This window comes from Nocardia alni (assembly GCF_019038435.1).
GTDB lineage: Bacteria > Actinomycetota > Actinomycetes > Mycobacteriales > Mycobacteriaceae > Nocardia > Nocardia alni.
This window is the reverse complement of record NZ_JAGPOX010000037.1, coordinates 38,082-54,542: the sequence shown is the minus strand read 5'-3', so window position 1 is coordinate 54,542 and position 16,461 is coordinate 38,082. Positions and strand designations below refer to the sequence as shown.

The 16,461-nt window shown below is 67.7% G+C and carries 16 protein-coding genes; 9 read left to right on the top strand and 7 right to left on the bottom strand.

All coding sequences use genetic code 11. The features are described from left to right. Window positions 1-45 precede the first annotated feature (45 nt). The 3 genes from JZ791_RS16530 to JZ791_RS16520 all read left to right on the top strand — a co-directional run bounded on the left by JZ791_RS16530 (window position 46) and on the right by JZ791_RS16520 (window position 4,468). A complete protein-coding gene (locus JZ791_RS16530) occupies window positions 46-3,318 on the top strand; it encodes a tetratricopeptide repeat protein (protein ID WP_216895786.1) in 3,273 nt (1,090 codons plus the stop codon). Window positions 3,319-3,493: 175 nt separating this feature from the next. Further along, complete coding sequence (locus tag JZ791_RS16525; protein ID WP_216895784.1) at window positions 3,494-3,685, top strand: hypothetical protein; 192 nt, start codon at window positions 3,494-3,496, stop codon at window positions 3,683-3,685. Between the two features lie 60 nt (window positions 3,686-3,745). Further along, complete coding sequence (locus tag JZ791_RS16520) at window positions 3,746-4,468, top strand: response regulator transcription factor (RefSeq protein WP_216895782.1); 723 nt, start codon at window positions 3,746-3,748, stop codon at window positions 4,466-4,468. Here JZ791_RS16520 and JZ791_RS16515 read toward each other — a convergent pair. Beyond that, entirely contained in the window at window positions 4,382-5,821 is a 1,440-nt protein-coding gene (locus JZ791_RS16515; RefSeq protein WP_438804527.1) for a sensor histidine kinase, read from the bottom strand. The two genes, JZ791_RS16520 and JZ791_RS16515, sit on opposite strands and share 87 nt — an antisense overlap. 401 nt (window positions 5,822-6,222) lie before the next feature. Between JZ791_RS16515 and JZ791_RS16510 the strand changes: the two genes are divergently transcribed. The 4 genes from JZ791_RS16510 to JZ791_RS16495 all read left to right on the top strand — a co-directional run bounded on the left by JZ791_RS16510 (window position 6,223) and on the right by JZ791_RS16495 (window position 10,350). Then, window positions 6,223-9,168 (top strand): WXG100-like domain-containing protein, encoded by a 2,946-nt coding sequence (locus JZ791_RS16510; protein ID WP_216895780.1) that lies wholly within the window; start codon window positions 6,223-6,225, stop codon window positions 9,166-9,168. Window positions 9,169-9,284: 116 nt separating this feature from the next. After that, entirely contained in the window at window positions 9,285-9,746 is a 462-nt protein-coding gene (locus tag JZ791_RS16505; RefSeq protein WP_216895778.1) for a YbaB/EbfC family nucleoid-associated protein, read from the top strand. Between the two features lie 5 nt (window positions 9,747-9,751). Next, the gene (locus JZ791_RS16500) at window positions 9,752-10,066 is read left to right on the top strand and encodes a hypothetical protein (protein ID WP_216895776.1); all 315 of its coding nucleotides are present in this window, start codon (window positions 9,752-9,754) and stop codon (window positions 10,064-10,066) included. A 113-nt stretch (window positions 10,067-10,179) separates the two neighbouring features. Continuing rightward, window positions 10,180-10,350 (top strand): hypothetical protein, encoded by a 171-nt coding sequence (locus JZ791_RS16495; protein WP_216895774.1) that lies wholly within the window; start codon window positions 10,180-10,182, stop codon window positions 10,348-10,350. Window positions 10,351-10,517: 167 nt separating this feature from the next. On the opposite strand, the gene JZ791_RS16490 is transcribed toward JZ791_RS16495, so the two are convergent. The 4 genes from JZ791_RS16490 to JZ791_RS16475 all read right to left on the bottom strand — a co-directional run bounded on the left by JZ791_RS16490 (window position 10,518) and on the right by JZ791_RS16475 (window position 12,611). Beyond that, the gene (locus JZ791_RS16490) at window positions 10,518-11,186 is read right to left on the bottom strand and encodes a L,D-transpeptidase (RefSeq protein ID WP_254205804.1); all 669 of its coding nucleotides are present in this window, start codon (window positions 11,184-11,186) and stop codon (window positions 10,518-10,520) included. A gap of 145 nt (window positions 11,187-11,331) precedes the next feature. Continuing rightward, on the bottom strand, window positions 11,332-11,694 hold the full coding sequence (gene crcB / locus JZ791_RS16485; protein ID WP_216895772.1) for a fluoride efflux transporter CrcB: 363 nt from the start codon (window positions 11,692-11,694) through the stop codon (window positions 11,332-11,334). Continuing rightward, window positions 11,691-12,182: a fluoride efflux transporter CrcB gene (gene crcB, locus JZ791_RS16480; protein WP_308162949.1), complete on the bottom strand. Its 492-nt coding sequence runs from the start codon at window positions 12,180-12,182 to the stop codon at window positions 11,691-11,693. Before crcB (JZ791_RS16480) ends, crcB (JZ791_RS16485) begins: the two co-directional genes overlap by 4 nt. Window positions 12,183-12,401: 219 nt before the next feature. Then, window positions 12,402-12,611, bottom strand: coding sequence for a TOBE domain-containing protein (locus JZ791_RS16475; RefSeq protein WP_216895770.1), 210 nt, complete (start codon window positions 12,609-12,611; stop codon window positions 12,402-12,404). 104 nt (window positions 12,612-12,715) lie between these two features. On the opposite strand from JZ791_RS16475, the gene JZ791_RS16470 reads away from it, so the two are divergent. Beyond that, window positions 12,716-13,108, top strand: a complete 393-nt coding sequence (locus JZ791_RS16470) for a hypothetical protein (protein WP_254205812.1) — start codon at window positions 12,716-12,718, stop codon at window positions 13,106-13,108. Window positions 13,109-13,112: 4 nt separating this feature from the next. Here JZ791_RS16470 and JZ791_RS16465 read toward each other — a convergent pair whose 3' ends face one another. Then, window positions 13,113-14,321 carry an alpha/beta hydrolase gene (locus JZ791_RS16465; protein ID WP_216895768.1) on the bottom strand — a complete coding sequence of 403 codons (1,209 nt, stop codon included), beginning with the start codon at window positions 14,319-14,321 and terminating at the stop codon, window positions 13,113-13,115. A 413-nt stretch (window positions 14,322-14,734) separates the two neighbouring features. On the opposite strand from JZ791_RS16465, the gene JZ791_RS16460 reads away from it, so the two are divergent. Continuing rightward, window positions 14,735-15,814: an MCE family protein gene (locus JZ791_RS16460; protein ID WP_216895766.1), complete on the top strand. Its 1,080-nt coding sequence runs from the start codon at window positions 14,735-14,737 to the stop codon at window positions 15,812-15,814. Between the two features lie 33 nt (window positions 15,815-15,847). Here JZ791_RS16460 and JZ791_RS16455 read toward each other — a convergent pair whose 3' ends face one another. Next, window positions 15,848-16,393: a YceI family protein gene (locus JZ791_RS16455; protein ID WP_216895765.1), complete on the bottom strand. Its 546-nt coding sequence runs from the start codon at window positions 16,391-16,393 to the stop codon at window positions 15,848-15,850. Window positions 16,394-16,461: the final 68 nt, after the last annotated feature.

Here is a 16,461-nt window from a genome sequence, read left to right as displayed (position 1 = left end):
ACGTGAGGCACGTATTCGGCGAGAGCAACATAAACGGGGCGGTCCATGACCATGGCGGAGGCGGATTCGCGCGCGTTGGTGATCGGTGACATACCGGACGAGCCGATCGGTTTCGTCGATCGGGAGATCGTCACGCGGGTGCGCGGCATGCTGGAGCGGTCCGTGGTGGTGCTGACAGCACCGGAAGGTACCGGGGGAGTGGGGCGTACGCAGATCGCGGCCGCTTGTGCCCGGAAGGTGATCGCGGGCGATCGTGGCGTGGTCGGCTGGGTGAGTGCACGCACGGAGGCGGAATTGCTCACCGGGCTGCTGGGGATCGCCCGGCAGCTCGAGCTGACCGATCTCGCCGATGCCGATGCCGAGGGCTCGGTGCGCGAACTGTACGCCGAACTGGCCGCGCGCCAAGGCCCGAATCTGGTCGTATTCGACCACTCCGCCGATCCCGGTCTGGTGGCACGCTATCTGCCCCCGCCGGGGGCGGCCCAGGTCATCGTCATCGAAAACGGCGGCGCCGCAGCGCCGGTCGGGGAGGCGGTGCCGGTCGAGCCGTTCGCCCGGCCGGAATCGGTGGCCTTTCTGGGCAGGCGGGCGCAGCTGAACGACGCCGCGGGCGCGGAGACGGTGGCCCAGGCGCTGGGTGATCTGCCGCTGGGGCTTGCGGTGGCGGCGGCGACGATTCGGCTGCGCCGATTTCAGCAGGCGCGGCGGGTGGACTATGCCGGATACCTCGAACTCCTCGACTCCGGCGGTGTCGACGCGGCCCTCGCGCTGGCGTTCGAGACGATCTCGTTCGAGGACGAGAGCGGCCTGATCGCAAGGGTACTGGCGACGGTGGCGGTGCAACCCGCACACGCCGTCGCACGGACCGTGCTGTACGAGCTGGTAGGTGATCAGGGCGCTCCGGACCATACCCCGGTCGAGCCCGCGTTCGCCGACGATCGCGGCGCCGTGCATCAGGAGGAGGTCGAAAGGGCGATAGACGACTGCCTGCGCGGCGCCCTGCTGCTGTACTCGGTGGACAGGCGGACCGTGCTGATGCACCCGCGACTGGCGCGGGTGATCCGCGAAAGGCTCGGCGCCACCGCGACATTGGATTCCGCGATCGAATCGGCCCGGGCGAGGTCGGTGTCCGAGCAGTCCGCCACGCTCCCGGACGCGACGGAGATCGCCGATCTGCTGCGCGTCTTCGCCGACCGGGTGAGCATGCTGGGCGCGCTGCACCCCGAGGCGGCGCAGGCACGGAACAACCTCGCGGTCGCCTACCACATTGCCGGACACCATGATTCCGCGATCCGTCTCTACGAGACCGCGCTCGAGGAGGCCGAACGCGAGCTGGGCCCCGGCGATCGGCGGACCATCATCGCCCGTGGCGATCTGGCTCGCACGCTGCGATCCGGTAAGCGGTTCGACGAGGCGGTCGCGACGTTGGAGCGGACGGTCGCCGACAGCGAGCGCCTCCTGGGCTCCGACGATCCCGACTTCCTGGCCGCGCGGGAACATCTGTGCGCCGTCTATGCGCAGTCCGACCGATACGGGCAGTCGGTAGCCCTGTTCGGCAGATGCGTCGCCGACCAGTGGCACAGGTTGGGCGCCGATCACCCGACAACCCTGGCCGCGCGCCGGTACCAGGCGATGCAGTACTTCAGCGCCGCACGGCGCGACGAGGCCGCACCCCTGTTCGAAAGCCTGATCACCGATCTGGAGCGGCTGCTCGGCAGCGAGCACGAGGATCTGGACTGGGCGCGCTCGGATCTCGGGTCCTGCTATCAGTGGATGGACCGGTTCGAGGACTCGATACCGATACTCGAACACACCCTGCGCGGCTTCGAACTGCACTGCGGCGCGGAGGATCCGAATACCGCGGATATCCGCCTCAATCTCGCCGTCTCCCTGCACCGGACCGGACGGTCGGCGGAGGCGTTGCCGCTGTTCGAGCACGCACTGTCGGTGAACGAGCGCGTCCGGGGCGCCGACGACGAACAGACCCGGCTGGCTCGCGCGCGCATGGCCGAGGCGTATTCCACCCTCGACGATCGGGTGGAGGACACCATCGTCCTGCTGCGCCGCGTTCTGGCCGACCACGAAGAGCACGACGGCCCGGACCATCCCCAGACCGTCGTCGCGCGCCGCCGCCTCATCAACGCGTACAGCAAGCCCAAACGCTGGGAGGAACAGATACCGCTGCTGGAACAGGCACTGGATGTCGCTGTCCGGGTGCAGGGCCCCGCCGGCGTCGAGGCGTCCGACGCGCGTTTCCACCTCGGCCTGACCTACGGGCTCGTCCGCCGCGACGCCGATGTCATCCCGCTGCTGACCGTCGTACTCCCCGAGCGGGAGGGCCGGCTCGGTTCGGATCACGACGGGGTCGATATGGCCCGTTTGGTCCTGGCGTTCAGTTACACCAGGCTGCGTCGTCACAAGGACGCGATCCCGCTGCTCCAGCGGCTGCTGTCGGTCCGCGAACAACAACGCGGCCTCCAGCACAAGGACACCGTTCTGGTGCGGCACTCGCTCGCCCTGGCCTATTCCGAGGTCGGACGGCACGGTGACGCCGCGGAACTGCACGAGCGGGTGCTCGCCCACCGGGAGAGAACGCTGGGGTTGGAGCATGCCGACACTCTCACCGCCCGCCGCCAACTCGCCGGGGCGTACCGACGGTCCGGACAGGCGGAGAAGGCCGCGGCGATGGACGAGAAGAATCTCGCGGCGCAGGAGCGCGCGCTCGGGCCCGATCACCCCGATACCCTCATCTCCCGTCACGATCTCGCCCTCGCCTACCGGAAGACGGGCCGCAGCGAATTGGCGGTCATGCTGTTCGAACAGACCCTCGCCGCCCGGGAGCGGGTGCTCGGTCCCGAGGACGCGGCGACCGTGACCACACGCGCCGAACTCGCCGTCGCCTACGCCCATACCAATGTCGAGCGTTATGACGAGGCCGTCGCGCTCGAGATCCGCAACGTCGATATCCGCACGCGCACCCTCGGCTCCGACCATCACGACACCCTGTGCAGCCGGCACCATCTCGGTCTGGTCTACATCCGGATGGGCCGCTACGCCGAGGCTCTCGCCGTCATCGAGCCCACCCTGGACGATCGTCAACGCACGCTGGGGCCGGAGCATCACGAAACCCTGGTCACGGCCAATAACCTGGGCGTCGTCCACCATTATCTGGGCCACCGCCAGACGGCCATGGCGATTCTCGAGCAGACCCTCGTCGCGCGCGAACGGGTACTGGGCCCGGGCCACGCCGATACGGTCTCGACCAGAGGGAGTCTGGAGAACGTCGTCAAGAGCCGGCCGACGCCACGTCGGCGATGATGCCCCGGTAAGTCATCGGGAAGGTGTGAATCCCGGTCGGATGGGTATTTCCGCCAAAGCGCCTCCGCGGGTCGCGCGCACGGGTCAAGATCGACACGGCGCGTCGATCGGGTGAGTTGATCTTGTCCCGGTGGCGCGCCGCAGTGCAGTGACCCGGGCCGGTCAGGAGGTATCGATGCGACGACGCATCTCGAAAGCCGAAGTGTGGCACCACATCATGTGTGGTCTCATCGCGTTGGGCGGCTGTGTAGGCCCGGCCGAGGCATACGGCGAGTACATGCGTGACCGGCATCAGCCCGAACCGGACTGGGATTGGTCGATCCCGAATCGGTGGTACGACGAGGCTTGGCGGCGCGGCAGCGTGTAGCCGCCCCTTGTTTCCCGGGCTGCGCTCGGCCAGGGCGGAGCGGTGGTGCATGCTGGTTCGGTGCGTGTGCTGGTAGTCGAGGACGAGCCGCGGCTGGCGCAGACCCTACGGCGGGGTCTCGAGCTGGAGGGATTCCTCGTCCAGATCGCCGAGACCGGTACCGACGGGCTGTGGTGGGCGGTCGAGCACGATTTCGATGTGATCGTGCTGGACATCATGCTGCCCGGTCTGAGCGGTTACGAGGTGCTGCGGCGGCTGCGCACGCGGGATGTGCGGACCCCGGTGCTGATGCTCACGGCCAAGGACGGCGACTACGACCAAGTCGATGCCCTGGACATGGGCGCCGACGACTACCTGACCAAACCGTTCTCCTTCGTGGTGCTCATCGCCCGCCTGCGCGCGCTGCTGCGCCGCCGCGCCCCTCAGCAGCCCACCCGGCTGTCGGCGGGAGATCTGGTGCTCGATCCCGCGCGCCGCTCGGTCCACCGCGGTGACGTCGCGGTGACGCTGACTCCCCGTGAATTCGGCCTGCTGGAATTCCTGTTGCGACACAAGGGAAATGTGCTGACCAAGGCCGAAATCCTGCGCAATGTCTGGGATGTGCACTACGACGGCCCGGAGAATGTCGTCGAGGTCTACGTAGGCTACCTGCGCAAGAAGATCGATACGCCCTTCGGCCGCACCAGCATCGAGACCCTACGCGGGGTCGGGTACCGGCTGCTGGACCCCGACGGGGCCGAGGACGGGCAGTTCGACGACGAATCGAGCGCCGCCCCACGGTGATTCGCCGACGGTGACCGTACCGTTGTGGGCGGCCACGATTTCCGCGACGATCGCCAGCCCCAGCCCGGATCCGCCGCTCGAGCGGGCGCGGTCGGCCTCCAGGCGCACGAACCGCCCGAATACCCGCTCCCGGTCGGCCGCCGGAATCCCGGGGCCGTCGTCGTCCACGACGAGCCGCGCGCGGTCGCCGGATTCGGTGATGCCGATCGCGACCCGCGAGCGTGTGTGCGCGGCGGCGTTATCGGTCAGATTGCGCAGCGTCCGAGTCAGTTTCGGCCGGTCGCCGATGATCCGCACCGGGGTGATCGAGGTCTGCACCGCGACGTCGCCACGCAGCCGTAGCGCCGCGGCCTCCGCGTCGACCAGATCGTCCAGATCGACCTCCCCGATGCGCAATTCGAGCCGGTCCTCGTCGGCGGCCGCGAGGGTCAGCAGATCCTCCACCAGGTGCCGCATGCGCTGCGCCTCGGGCAGCAGGGTGCCGGAGATCAGGTCGCGGTCCAGCACCTGCGGGCGGTCGCGGGCCAGTTCCAGCGCCGCGGTGAGAGTGGCCAGGGGACTGCGCAGTTCGTGCGAGGCGTCGCCGACGAATCGCCGCTGGGCCTGATGACCCGCCTCGACCCGAGCCAGCATCTCGTTCATCGTCTCGGCCAGGCGGGCGATCTCGTCGCGCGCCAGCGGTACGGGCACCCGCTGGGACAGTGCCGTCGCGCCGATCCGGTCGACCCGGGCCCGAATCGCCTCCACCGACCGCAGCGAGCGCCCGACCAGCAGATACGTCGCGGCTGCGGCGGTCAGCACGACCACCGGCCCGCCGATCGCGAGCAGGCCCGCGACCTCGGCAAGGGCATGTTCGGCCGATTCGCTGTTCGCGGCCGCCAGGATCGTGTAGGTCCCCGAGGGGGTCGGCACGGTGCGCGCGGCCACCCGCAGATCCTCGTCGTAACCGTCGGCGGCGGGCAGTCCGGTGACATGTCCGGTCGGCGGGACGGCTGCCGGATCGGTGAGCGGCGTTTTCGGATCGGCCGGATGCTCTGCCCGCGGGTTCGGTGCGGACGACCATCGCACTCGGCCGTCCGGCCCGAGCACCTGCACGGCCGCCACCTCGCGTTCGGTGGCCAGCAGTCCATCGGGCAGATGGTCGCCGTCGTCGGCCCGCAGCTCGTCGGCGATCTGACCCGTGCGGACGTCGGCCGCGACATCTAACTCGCGGAGCAGCGAATGGCGCAGCAGGCCCAGCATCGCCCCGGCCGCGGCCAGCAGCACCACCCCGACGATCAGAGCGGACACGACCGCCGACCGGATCTGCACACCCCACCGCGAGGGGCGCAACCAGGCCGGGAACCGTTTCACCCTCCCATCATCGACCATCGGCATGTCGCGGCCGCGAGCGTTCTCAGCGTGTTCTCAGCCGGGTCTCCCGCGCGGGCAGCTGTCCGGCTGGACAGAACCGGCCTGGTGCTGCATTTTCTTGCCCGATTCATCGGAAACCAGACTCTTCGGCCATGAAAATGCAGCGTGCGGCCGGAGTGGAACCCAGCGTCCCCTCGGATGGGCCGCGTTGTCGATGACTGAGTGCGCACAGTCGGCCGTAGTGTTCGCGGAGAATTCGCTCGATCGATGGTCTTGTCGAATTTCCGTGTACGCCATCGTGAATTCACTCGCATCGGGTGAGGTTCGAATGGCAGAGGTGTGCAGGTGGAGGTGACACGGGTGGGGTCGGATCGGGTCTGGATCCCAACGATCGAGGTGCTATGACGCTGGAAATGCCGGAGGGGCTGCGCTGGCTGGGCTGGGTCGCCGGATCGAGCTGGCCGGACGGCGACGAAGATGCCATGTGGAGCATCGCCAACGACTGGAAGGCCGCCTCCACCGCATTGGCCGCTCTGGAACAGCAGGTGCTCCAGGCCCAGAAGGACACTGAACAGGCGTATACCGCGGGCTCGGGTGCGGACGCGATGGGCGCGAAGTTCGACGATCTGATCACCGGCGACAAGTCGGTCAAGGCGCTGGCCGAACTGCTGGACGAGGTATACAACTCGGCTTTCGACATGGGGACCCAGCTGCAGGCGACCAAGATCACCATCATTCTGTCGCTGGCCTGGCTCGCGATGGAGATCATGTGGGCCTGGCTGTTCCCGCCGACCGCCCCGGCGGTCGAGGCGGCGGCCGTCACGACGACCAGGTCCCTGCTGAAGGTCGTCGAGGATTACGTTCAGAATGCCATCGAACGACTCGCGGGTCAGCTCGGGGCCTCGACGATGAAGGGCCGGTACTTCTGGCGTGAGCTGGTCACCGGCGGCAAGCTGATCATGCCCAGCGCCAAGGGGTTCGGCGTGTACTCGATCAAGGCGCTGGAGAGCGCCGGGGCGTCGGCGCTCATGGACGGCTCGGTGCAGCTCGGGCAGATGGCGGCCGGTAAGCGTCACGGGTTCGACTGGAAGGAGTTCGGGGTGTCGATGGCCGCGTCGGTCGCCGGCGCGGCGCCCGGTCGTGAGGCCGCACGGTATCTGGGCGACGGGATCGACAAGTACTTCGGCAAAGACCTGGCCAAGATGAACTGGAAGGTGGGAGGCCTCACCTACCCGGTCGGCTCGGTGGTCCGGGGCGCCGGGATCGGCGTGGTCTCCGGTGCGGTCAGCACGCTGTTCGGCGATATGGTCGGTGCGGCCGCCTACGGCACCTCGGTGTTCACCTCCCCGCAGGGGTGGGTGGGCGGTATGGCCCGCGGTGGCATCGTCGGCGCGGCGCGCGGCACCTTCATCCAGCGGACGGCGGTGTCGGGCCAGAACGACGCGGGCGAGACCGAGCAGGACTTCAGGTCCACCGCCTGGGCGAAGTCGGCGCCGTCGAACAAGGTGAGCCGCACGTCCCGGCCTGCTGCCACCACCGGTGGGGGCGAGGGAGAGACCGTGACCGCCGGCGGGACCCGCACAGGCGGCGGCGGGAACCGTGAGGGGGATGAAGCCGAGGGGCACGACGACAACGCCATGATGTCCGGTGCGAACGGCACCGGCGGGCGTGGCGGCGGCGAACCGCAGGATCAGACGACGCTGAACAATCGCGCCGGCGGCAACGAAGACCAGGCGAATGGCGTGGGCGGGTCGCGCGCTGGTGGGCAGGGTCAGCAGCAGAATTTGTCCGGCGGTGCGCGGTCCGGTGGTCAGGATCAGCAGAATTTGTCCGGCGGTACGCGGTCCGGTGGTCAGGATCAGCAGAATCTGTCCGGTGGTGTGCGGTCGGGCGCGCAGGATGAGCACACCACGGGTGGTGGGAATGAGCGGTCGTGGCTCGACCTGGGCGAGGAGTCCTCGGCCGGCCGAGGTGGGTCCGGTCGCGGCGATGAGTCGTGGATCGAGATGGGTGACGATTCGACCCCGAGTGGCGGTAGGGGACTGGGGAGTACGGCCGGCGGGCAGCGAACCGGTCTCGGGGGGCAGGACGAGAGCACGCCCCTGGGCGGTCGCACGACGGGATCCGGTGCGCTCGGCGGGCGCACACCACTGCGCGGTGACGGTTCGTCCGCACCGGTGCGTGGCCCCGGTGTGACACAGAGCAGGTCCGGCGCACCGGGTTCGTCGCGTACGGGTGCTCAGCAAGGCACGAGCGCGACCGCGGTGGGGCGCGGGGGTGCTCGGGGCGGTCAGAATTCGACCGGCGCAGTGCGTGCCGGGAGCCAAGGCGACAGGGCATGGCTCGATACGAACGACGACTCGTCGCACAGCGGTGACGAGGCGCAGGCCGTTATTCAGCGCGGGACCGGCGGGGGCCAAGATCAGCTGGCCGGTGGTACGACGTCCGGCGGGGCCGGCAGTGGCCGTCAGGGCAACGAGGAACAGTCTTGGCTGGATCTGGGCGATGATTCGGCCACCACGGGTGGCACGCGTGGTGGGCGTGGTGCGGATGATTCGTGGCTGGATATGGATGGTGATGGTTCGTCGGTGAGTGGTGGCGCTCGTGGTGGTCGTGGTGCGGATGATTCATGGCTCGATATGGATGACGATGGTTCATCGGTGAGCGGTGGTGCTCGTGGTGGCCGCGGTGCGGATGATTCGTGGCTCGATATGGATGACGACGAGTCTGTGAATGGCGGTGCTCGTGGTGGTCGTGGTCCCGGCCGGTCGTGGCTGGACATGAACGACGACGAATCCTCGCCTGTACGCCATCGAGGTGGGGGCGGGGGTGCCAGCGGCGGGGGCGAACCCGCGCACGAGCCGGCCAAGGCGGCAGCCCCGCCTGTGCGACGCGGGCAGATGCTGGACAAGGACTTCCTGGGCAAGGCCACCGATATGAAGGCCAAGACCCGACCCAAGCGACATCCCGAACCCGAGCCGCTGCCGGGGCCGTTCGAGGCTCCGACAGCGCCGACCGCCGCAGACTGGGTGCCCGCGGGGGCGACCGGACCGGACGGCGGGTTGGGTGGTGGAACCGGTCCGGATGGAGGGACCGGACCGGACGGCGGAACCGGACCGGACAGCGGAGGGACCGGCCCCGGAGGCTCGGGCGCCACCGGCAGCAATCCCCAGGGTACGAACCCCTTCGGCACGAACCCGTTCGGTACCGACCCCTTCGGCACAGATCCCGAGGGGACGGATCCCGGCGGATCGGGCTCCAAGTCCGGCGCGGGAGTCGGATCGGTCGATATCGGATTCACGCTGACCTCTCACCACACCGATTCAGGCAACGGGACAGGATCCTGACCACCGAAGATTGGTTGCATGTCGTGTCGGATTTCCGTACGTGACATTGCGAATTCACCGGAGTGCGATGGTCTGGACTGGGCGTAACCGACTGTCGGGGCAACGGTGGAGGTGTGATGGTCAATGAGCGAATGGCCGCGGATATGGCGACGATGCTCGACGGACTACAGGCTCAAATGCAAGGTATCGCCGAGTTGCAGCAGCAGCGTTCGAAGCTGACGGCCACGGCTCAGGCCTGTGACAAGCGGATCTCGGTGACGGTCAACGCGGACGGCATGGTCGTGGAGACCCACTTCGCCGAGAACATCGCGGACCTGAGCTACGAGGAGATCGCCGAGGCCGTGACCGCGGCCGCGCAGGCCGCGACGCAGGGTGTGCTGGCCCGCAGTCGCGAACTCATGCAACCACTGCTCGAACGCAAGAAGCGGCTGCCGAAATTGTCCGAATTCATCGAGGGCGCACCGGATCTGGAGGACTTCCTGCCGAAAGCCCCGCCGGCGCCCACGACGCCGCCGCGTATACGGAGCACCGGCGACAATGACGTATCGCGATCGTTGATCGCAGACAAGGATCGGTAGCTGCCATGACCACAGCGGGTCCCGTCCAGGTGAATCCGACTGAGCTGCGCGCCGCGGCCAAGGATTCCAGCGATATTCAGACCAGCATCACCAATGTGCTGTCCACACTGCAGAATTCACTGACCATGTCGAACAAGGCCCCCTGGGGCAACGACTCGTTCGGCCACAAGTTCGCCAACGGCAGCTCGGGATATCTCGCGGTCCGGGACAACCTGTTCTCCGGGCTCAGCGGTATGGCCAGCACTTTCGGTTCGATCGCCAGCGGCCAGAACGAAGCCGCCGACGAACTGAGCGACGCCGACAACGGCAACGCGACATAGCCCCATCCCAGACGGACCGACGAGGCACAGCGTTTCCGTGGTTCTCGGCCTGCGGGGTTTTCAGGCCCTCGAGCCCGCCCGAACGACTCCCAGGATCGGGTTAGGCTGGGGGAATGGGCGTCTTCGGAGAATTGTTCGGCAAGAAACTGACCGACGAGAGCGGCGAGGACAGCGACGGCCAAACCCACCGCCCGCGCCTGGACCTGGACCTCGACAGCGGCGTGATCCGCATATCCCGCCCCGCCGCGCCCAAGCCTGCCGAGGACACTCCAAGCGACAGCTGATCTGCCACCGATCCGCTGTTCGGGCGCGGTGATCGATCGCCGGTGATGATCCTTCGAAGCGAGACCCTGAACAGTTCTGTGTAGCCGCCGTCAACCAGTCGACCTACGTCCCGGCCACATGCGAAGGGCCCCACTTACCGAGCAGCGGGACCCTCTCGCTCAGATACCTACCGAACGACCTCGAACTGGTCGCCCGGGCGCAGATAGTCGTAGAACGCGCGGGCGCCGTCCGGTGTCATCCGGATGCAACCATGGGATTTCTCGTTGATCGGGCCGATGTGCGTGGCGATATCGCCGTTGAAGAACACCGCGTAGCGCATCTCGGCGTTGTGCATGGTGCTCCAGTGGTACCAGTCCTTCGACGCCACGTGGAACAGGCCGGGCGGCGTCTCGTAGCCGGGTCGGCCGTGCGAGATCGGGGTGGGGCCGAAGACGACCCGGCCCTTGTCCATCAGCCAGCCCAGATTGGACGACAGTTGCAGGCACGCCCGGGTGCCGGGGGTGGTACAGGGTGCGGAGATCGGGAGGGTCGGGCCGACCACCGACACGCCGGGAACGGCCGGTCCGCCGGGCCAGCGTGGGGCGGCGGCCGAGGGGCCGACGCTCGGTCCGTTCGGCCAGAGTTGGGTGGTGTTCGACAGTCCCGGAACCGCCGGAACGGCCGGCAACGCCGGCGCGGCGACCGGTGGGCCGGGGATTCTGGGTCCGCCGGGCCAGAGTGGTGCGGCGTAGGAGGGCGCGGCCGTGATCATCGCCGCCGCACCGACACCGGCCAGCAGTGCCAGTCGCGCCGCGCCCTTACGAATACGGTCCTTGCGAAAACGCTTGCTGCTCATCACGATTGCACCTCTTCCGTCAACGCCACATCATTGTCGCTTGCCAGAGTGCTGTAACCGTTTCGGAAAATCATTCCCGACCGGTGTGTCGTGGGCAATCCCGGCGCGCGAATACGTACCTATTCGTGATGACCGTGTCGATACCTCAGCTGGTCAGCGCGTGGGCGACGGTGTACCCGAGCAATGCCGCACCCAGTCCCGCGATCACGCTGACCGTCACGTTCATCACCGCATAGAAATAGAGGCGCTGCTCCATCAGCCGGATCGTCTCGAACCCGAAGGTGCTGTAGGTGGTCAGCGCACCGCAGAAGCCGGTGCCGAGCAGCGCCAGCAACGGGCCGCCGGTGGCCGCGCCGGCGAGGGAGCCCAGGATCAGGCATCCGACCAGGTTGACGGTGAGGGTGCCCCAGGGGAACGGGCTGTCATGACGCGCGCCGACGAGGCGGTCGGTGAGGTAGCGAGCGGGTGCGCCCAGGATCGCGCCGAGGAAAACCAGAGCCAGGGTCATGGCTGCTCGTCTCCCATCGCCTCGACGGCGGTGACCGGTGTGGGCAACATCAGTTTTCGAGCCAGTGTGACGGCGGCCAGCACGGCGAGCAGGGCGGCCAGAAGCGTTCCCGCCGCATAAACGAACGCCAGCACGACCGTGCCGGGCTGCAACAGGTTGCGGGTCTCCACCGCGTAAGTGGAGAAGGTGGTGAATCCGCCCAGGAAACCCACGCCGAGAAAGGGCCGCACGAGCCGGTGCCCGACCCACACCTCGGTGATCAGAACCATCAGCACACCGATGGCGAAGCAGCCGATGACATTGGTGAGAAAAGTGCCCCAGGGAAACTGGCCCGGCTTCGTGGGCAGCAATTGCGCGATACCGTAGCGCGAGAGCGCGCCCAGCCCACCGCCCAGCGCGATGACGGCGAAGACCGGACCATCGGTGCGCCACCAGGCGTTTTTCACGCTCGGATCATCCGCTCTGCCGGCAAGACGTACTTCGGTCACGACAGACTCCTACTCGATCATCAAAGTGCTGGTCAAGTAGGGACTGTTGGCGGCGAACCGCAGTTGTTCCGAGTCGTCGGAAGTGGCGAGCCCCACCGCCACGTTTTTACAGAATAACGGGGTCGGCCGCGGGAGCAGGAGTCCGCCACCGTATGAGTGGCGGCGAGACCCGCCACGACGTCCGCCGCGGCGAATCTCGGCGGCATGGCTATCTGCTGGTTAGTTGACGCCGAGGGCGACCTCGGTCGATTTGATCAACACCGTCACGGCCTTGCCGTCCGCCAAGCCCAGATCGTCCACGGCATCCCGGGTGATCGACGAGGTGACGATCGCACCGCCGGCGAGCTGAACCTTGACCACGGCCATGGCGTCGCCGCGGGTGATCGAGACGACCGAGCCCTCGAGCTGATTGCGTGTGCTGAGTTTCATATAACGCAGTTTACTCAGGGCAAACATGGAATACTGCTTGCGGCCCACGCGGATTCTGAGAGGAAACAAAGCGAAGCCTCAGGCTCCGATCAGGCGTGGCACGCATGCTGGACGAGGACAGCAAGGCGACGAAGGTGAGGTGCGCGATGGTCGAGATCGAGGTCGCGGGGACGACGGTGACCGTGCATGTGCGCGGGACGCATCGGTATCTCGCGCTACGTGAGTACGTCAGCTTCGATTTGGCGAACGTCACCGCCGTCGTGCCCGCCGAGGTCGATCTGCGGCCGCCGTGGCTACGGACGCCGGGCACCTTCTTCCCGGGCGTCATCGCAGCCGGAATCTTCCGCGGTAAGGGCCGTAAGGAGTTCTGGGACACCATGTTCCAGGGCGACGGCCTGCGGATCGAGCTGTCCGGCACCGACTTCACCCGCGTGGTGGTGGACGTGGCCGATGCCGACGCGGTGCGCGCGCGGCTGACCAGGTCCGCGGCGGCCTGACGCCTCACATCACGTGCTGCCGCATAAACCGGCTCAGTTCCGGCCGCAGTAGCTGGGATCCCCATCCGCCCCATTGACCGATGAACCCGTGGTCGACCCACGGCAGGTCGAGGGTCTGCACCGGCACGCCGGCCGCGGTGAGCGCGGCGGCAAGCCGGTCCGCCTGATCCGGCGGCACCAGATGGTCGCTGCCGCCCTGCACCAGAAATGTTGCGGGGAGCCCGGATTCGACGTGCTGGATCGGGGAGGCGGCCAGATAGTGATCGCGGTACTGGTCGATGTCGCCGCCGGTGTATTTGTCGAGCAGATCCTTGCCCACATCGGGCATCTTCGTATCGTTCAGCGCGGCAGGCAGATCCGTGGGCCCGTAGAGGCTGATCACCGAGCGTACGGGCGCCTCGGTGACCGGGCACGAGGGTGGGAACTGCGGATCGCCGACCGTGTACGCGGCCAGCAGCGCCAGATTGGCCCCGGCGGAATCGCCTGCGACGGAGACGTCGTCGGAGCTCACCCCGTACTGCGCGGCGTGCCCGCGCACCCAGCCGAGGGCGCACTTCACATCACCGGTGGCCTCATCCCAGCTGGGCGGGGGAGCCAGGCGGTAGTCGATGGAGAAGACGGTCACGCCCTGGGTGGCCAGCCAGGTGAACCAGCGTGCGCTCGCACCGCGGTCACCGCCGGTCCATCCGCCGCCGTGCACGTAGACGATCGCCGGATGGGCCGCGGCGGGTAGTGCCGAGCGATAGACGTCCAGTTTCAGTTCTTGGCCGTCGATGGTGTCGAAGATCGTTGTCTGCGTGGGGGATCGATGTGGACCGTCGTCGGAGAAGGAGAACCACGACACCGAGTCGCCGTCGGCGTGCGCGGTCCGCCAGGCGCCCAGCCAGGGCGCCAGCACCACCGCCAGCGCCAGTGCCGCCGCGAGCACGGCGACCGTCAGGCGCCACCACTCGCGACCCTGCCAGGACAGCACGATGATCATCAGGCCGACGGCGAACGCGAGTGCGAATTCCACTGTTGCCAGGGACATCAGCAGCCCGCCGGTCCCGACCACGTCCTGTACCCACCGCAGCGGCAGCTTGGGGGAGAAGAAGACCGCGGCGCACACGATGACGAGGACGCAGAACGCCCACATCGCAACGGATCCGATGCGCGCGGCGGGCGGGCGTGCGGCTCGATGCTCGGCCGCGGGAGCCTGGGCGATCTCCGACATGAGCGACAACCTCTGAGGGGACGGTGAGCCGGCGGAACGTGCGGAGCCGGCGGGGTGGGTGAGCGTGGTTAGGCAAAATACCTCCTGCGGGCGTGCTGGGTGCGGTACGACCCACCCTGCCTGCGAAAATTGCCCGGCCGTGCCTGCGGAGCGCGTGCGGGAGGGCCGGATGCCGTCCGTGCCGACACCGCCCGGGGCCGCCAGGATTGCCAATCGGTAGCCGATGGTGTTGTCTGTACCGGATCGTCGGCAGTGATTCCGGTTCCACGAACGTGTTCGAGGAGGCGTGCTGTGCTCGTACGGTATCGATGGGGTCTGCGCGACCCGTTGGCATCCCGCGTTGTTCGAGCGGGCTGCCGCCTCGGCATACCGCCGTCCGGAGGGACGGGGATGCCCCGGATCTCGACGGCCCGATGACGCGAGCCGGTGTGCGGTCCAACAGCCCGCGGGCTCAGCTGCGCCGCAGTGCGCTCGGATTCGGCGCGTTCGCGCTGGTGGCGGTGCTGGTGACCGCGGTGATATGGAATACGCTCGCGCGCAATGTGTCGGGCCCGACAGATACCTACAGCGCGACCTTCAGCAATGTGCTCGGGCTGCGCACGGGCGACGACGTCCGCATCGCCGGTGTGCGGGTCGGCAAGGTCGACGCGATAGATCTGGCCCGTGATCCGGCCGGCAACAAATACGTTGCCACCGTGCGTTTTCGGATGCAGCACGGGCAACGCTTGTACGGCGATACCAAAGCCCTTGTGCGATACCAGAACCTGATCGGCCAGCGGTACGTCGCACTGGCGCAGGGAACCAAGGGCGATCCGGGGCAGCTGCCCGCGGGCGCGACCATCCCGCTCGCGCGCACCGAGCCCTCGTTCGACATCTCGAGCCTGCTCAACGGATTTCAGCCGCTGTTCGAGAACCTGATGCCCCAGCAGATCAACGATCTGTCCAGCACGCTGATCCAGGCGCTGCAGGGCGACGGTGTCTCGTTGAGCGCCTTCATCACCCAGGCCGCGGCGCTGGCAGGGGATTTCCAGCGGCGCGATGCCATCCTGACCGACATCATCGCCAACCTGTCCGGTGTGATGGCGGGCCTGGCCAAGCGAGGCGACGAGCTCGAGACCCTGGTGACGCAGACGAGGGCGCTGGTCGGCGGGCTTTACCAGCAGGGCAGCTCACTGCTGTCCTCGACCGAGCACATCGCGGATGGCACGGATTCGCTGCAACGCATGATCTCGCGGATCCAGCCGAAACTGGCCGTGGCACAGAACGACACCCGGGACGTGCTGACCCTCCTGCTGACCAACGGGGACAAGCTGGACCACGCGGCGCTGGACCTGCCCTCGATCCTGGCCGATGCGGCCAAGGCCAGCCAGGACGGCGCCTACGTCTCGGCGACCGTATGCAGCCTGGACATCTCGCTCTACGGCATTCTGCTGCCCCGCGGGCTGTTCAACCAGATCGGCGGCAACTCACACTCGGCGATCTGCCGGGGCTGAACGTGTTCAGCCCCGGCGACGCGGCCGTCGGGGTCAGCCCTTCAGGCCGACCTCGATGTCCAGCTCGAGGGTGATCTTGTCGCCGATCACGACGCCGCCCCCGTCGGGCAGCGGCATATCGATGTTGATGTCGAAGTCGCGCCGGTTGATGACCGTCCTGGCCTCGAATCCGGCGACCGGGCCCTGGCCCATGCCCGGGTTGACGCCGGTGAATTCGACCTTCAGCGTGACCGGCTTGGTCACACCGCGGATGGTGAAATCGCCCGTGACCTCGAAGTCGTCCCCGTTGACCCGGAATCCCGTCGAGCTGAACGTCGCGGTCGGGAATTCCTCGGCCTTGAAGAAGTCGGCGGTCCGCAGGTGTGCGTCGCGCTGATCGTTGTCGGTCGTCACCGAGGCCACCTGGATCTGCGCATCGGCCTGGGCGGTGCCGTCCTCGTTGATGACCAGCTGACCGGAGAAGTCCTTGAAGTGGCCGCGGATCTTGCTGACCATGAGGTGTCGCGCGCTGAAGCCGAGCTTGGAATGCACGGGGTCGATGACCCAGGTCCCCGGGGTGAGTCCGGTGGGTGTGGACATGGCGTTCTCCTTTTCGGATCGTGTTCGGGAGGGTGAAGCTGTCCTCGGTGACAACCACTGCCAGCCTA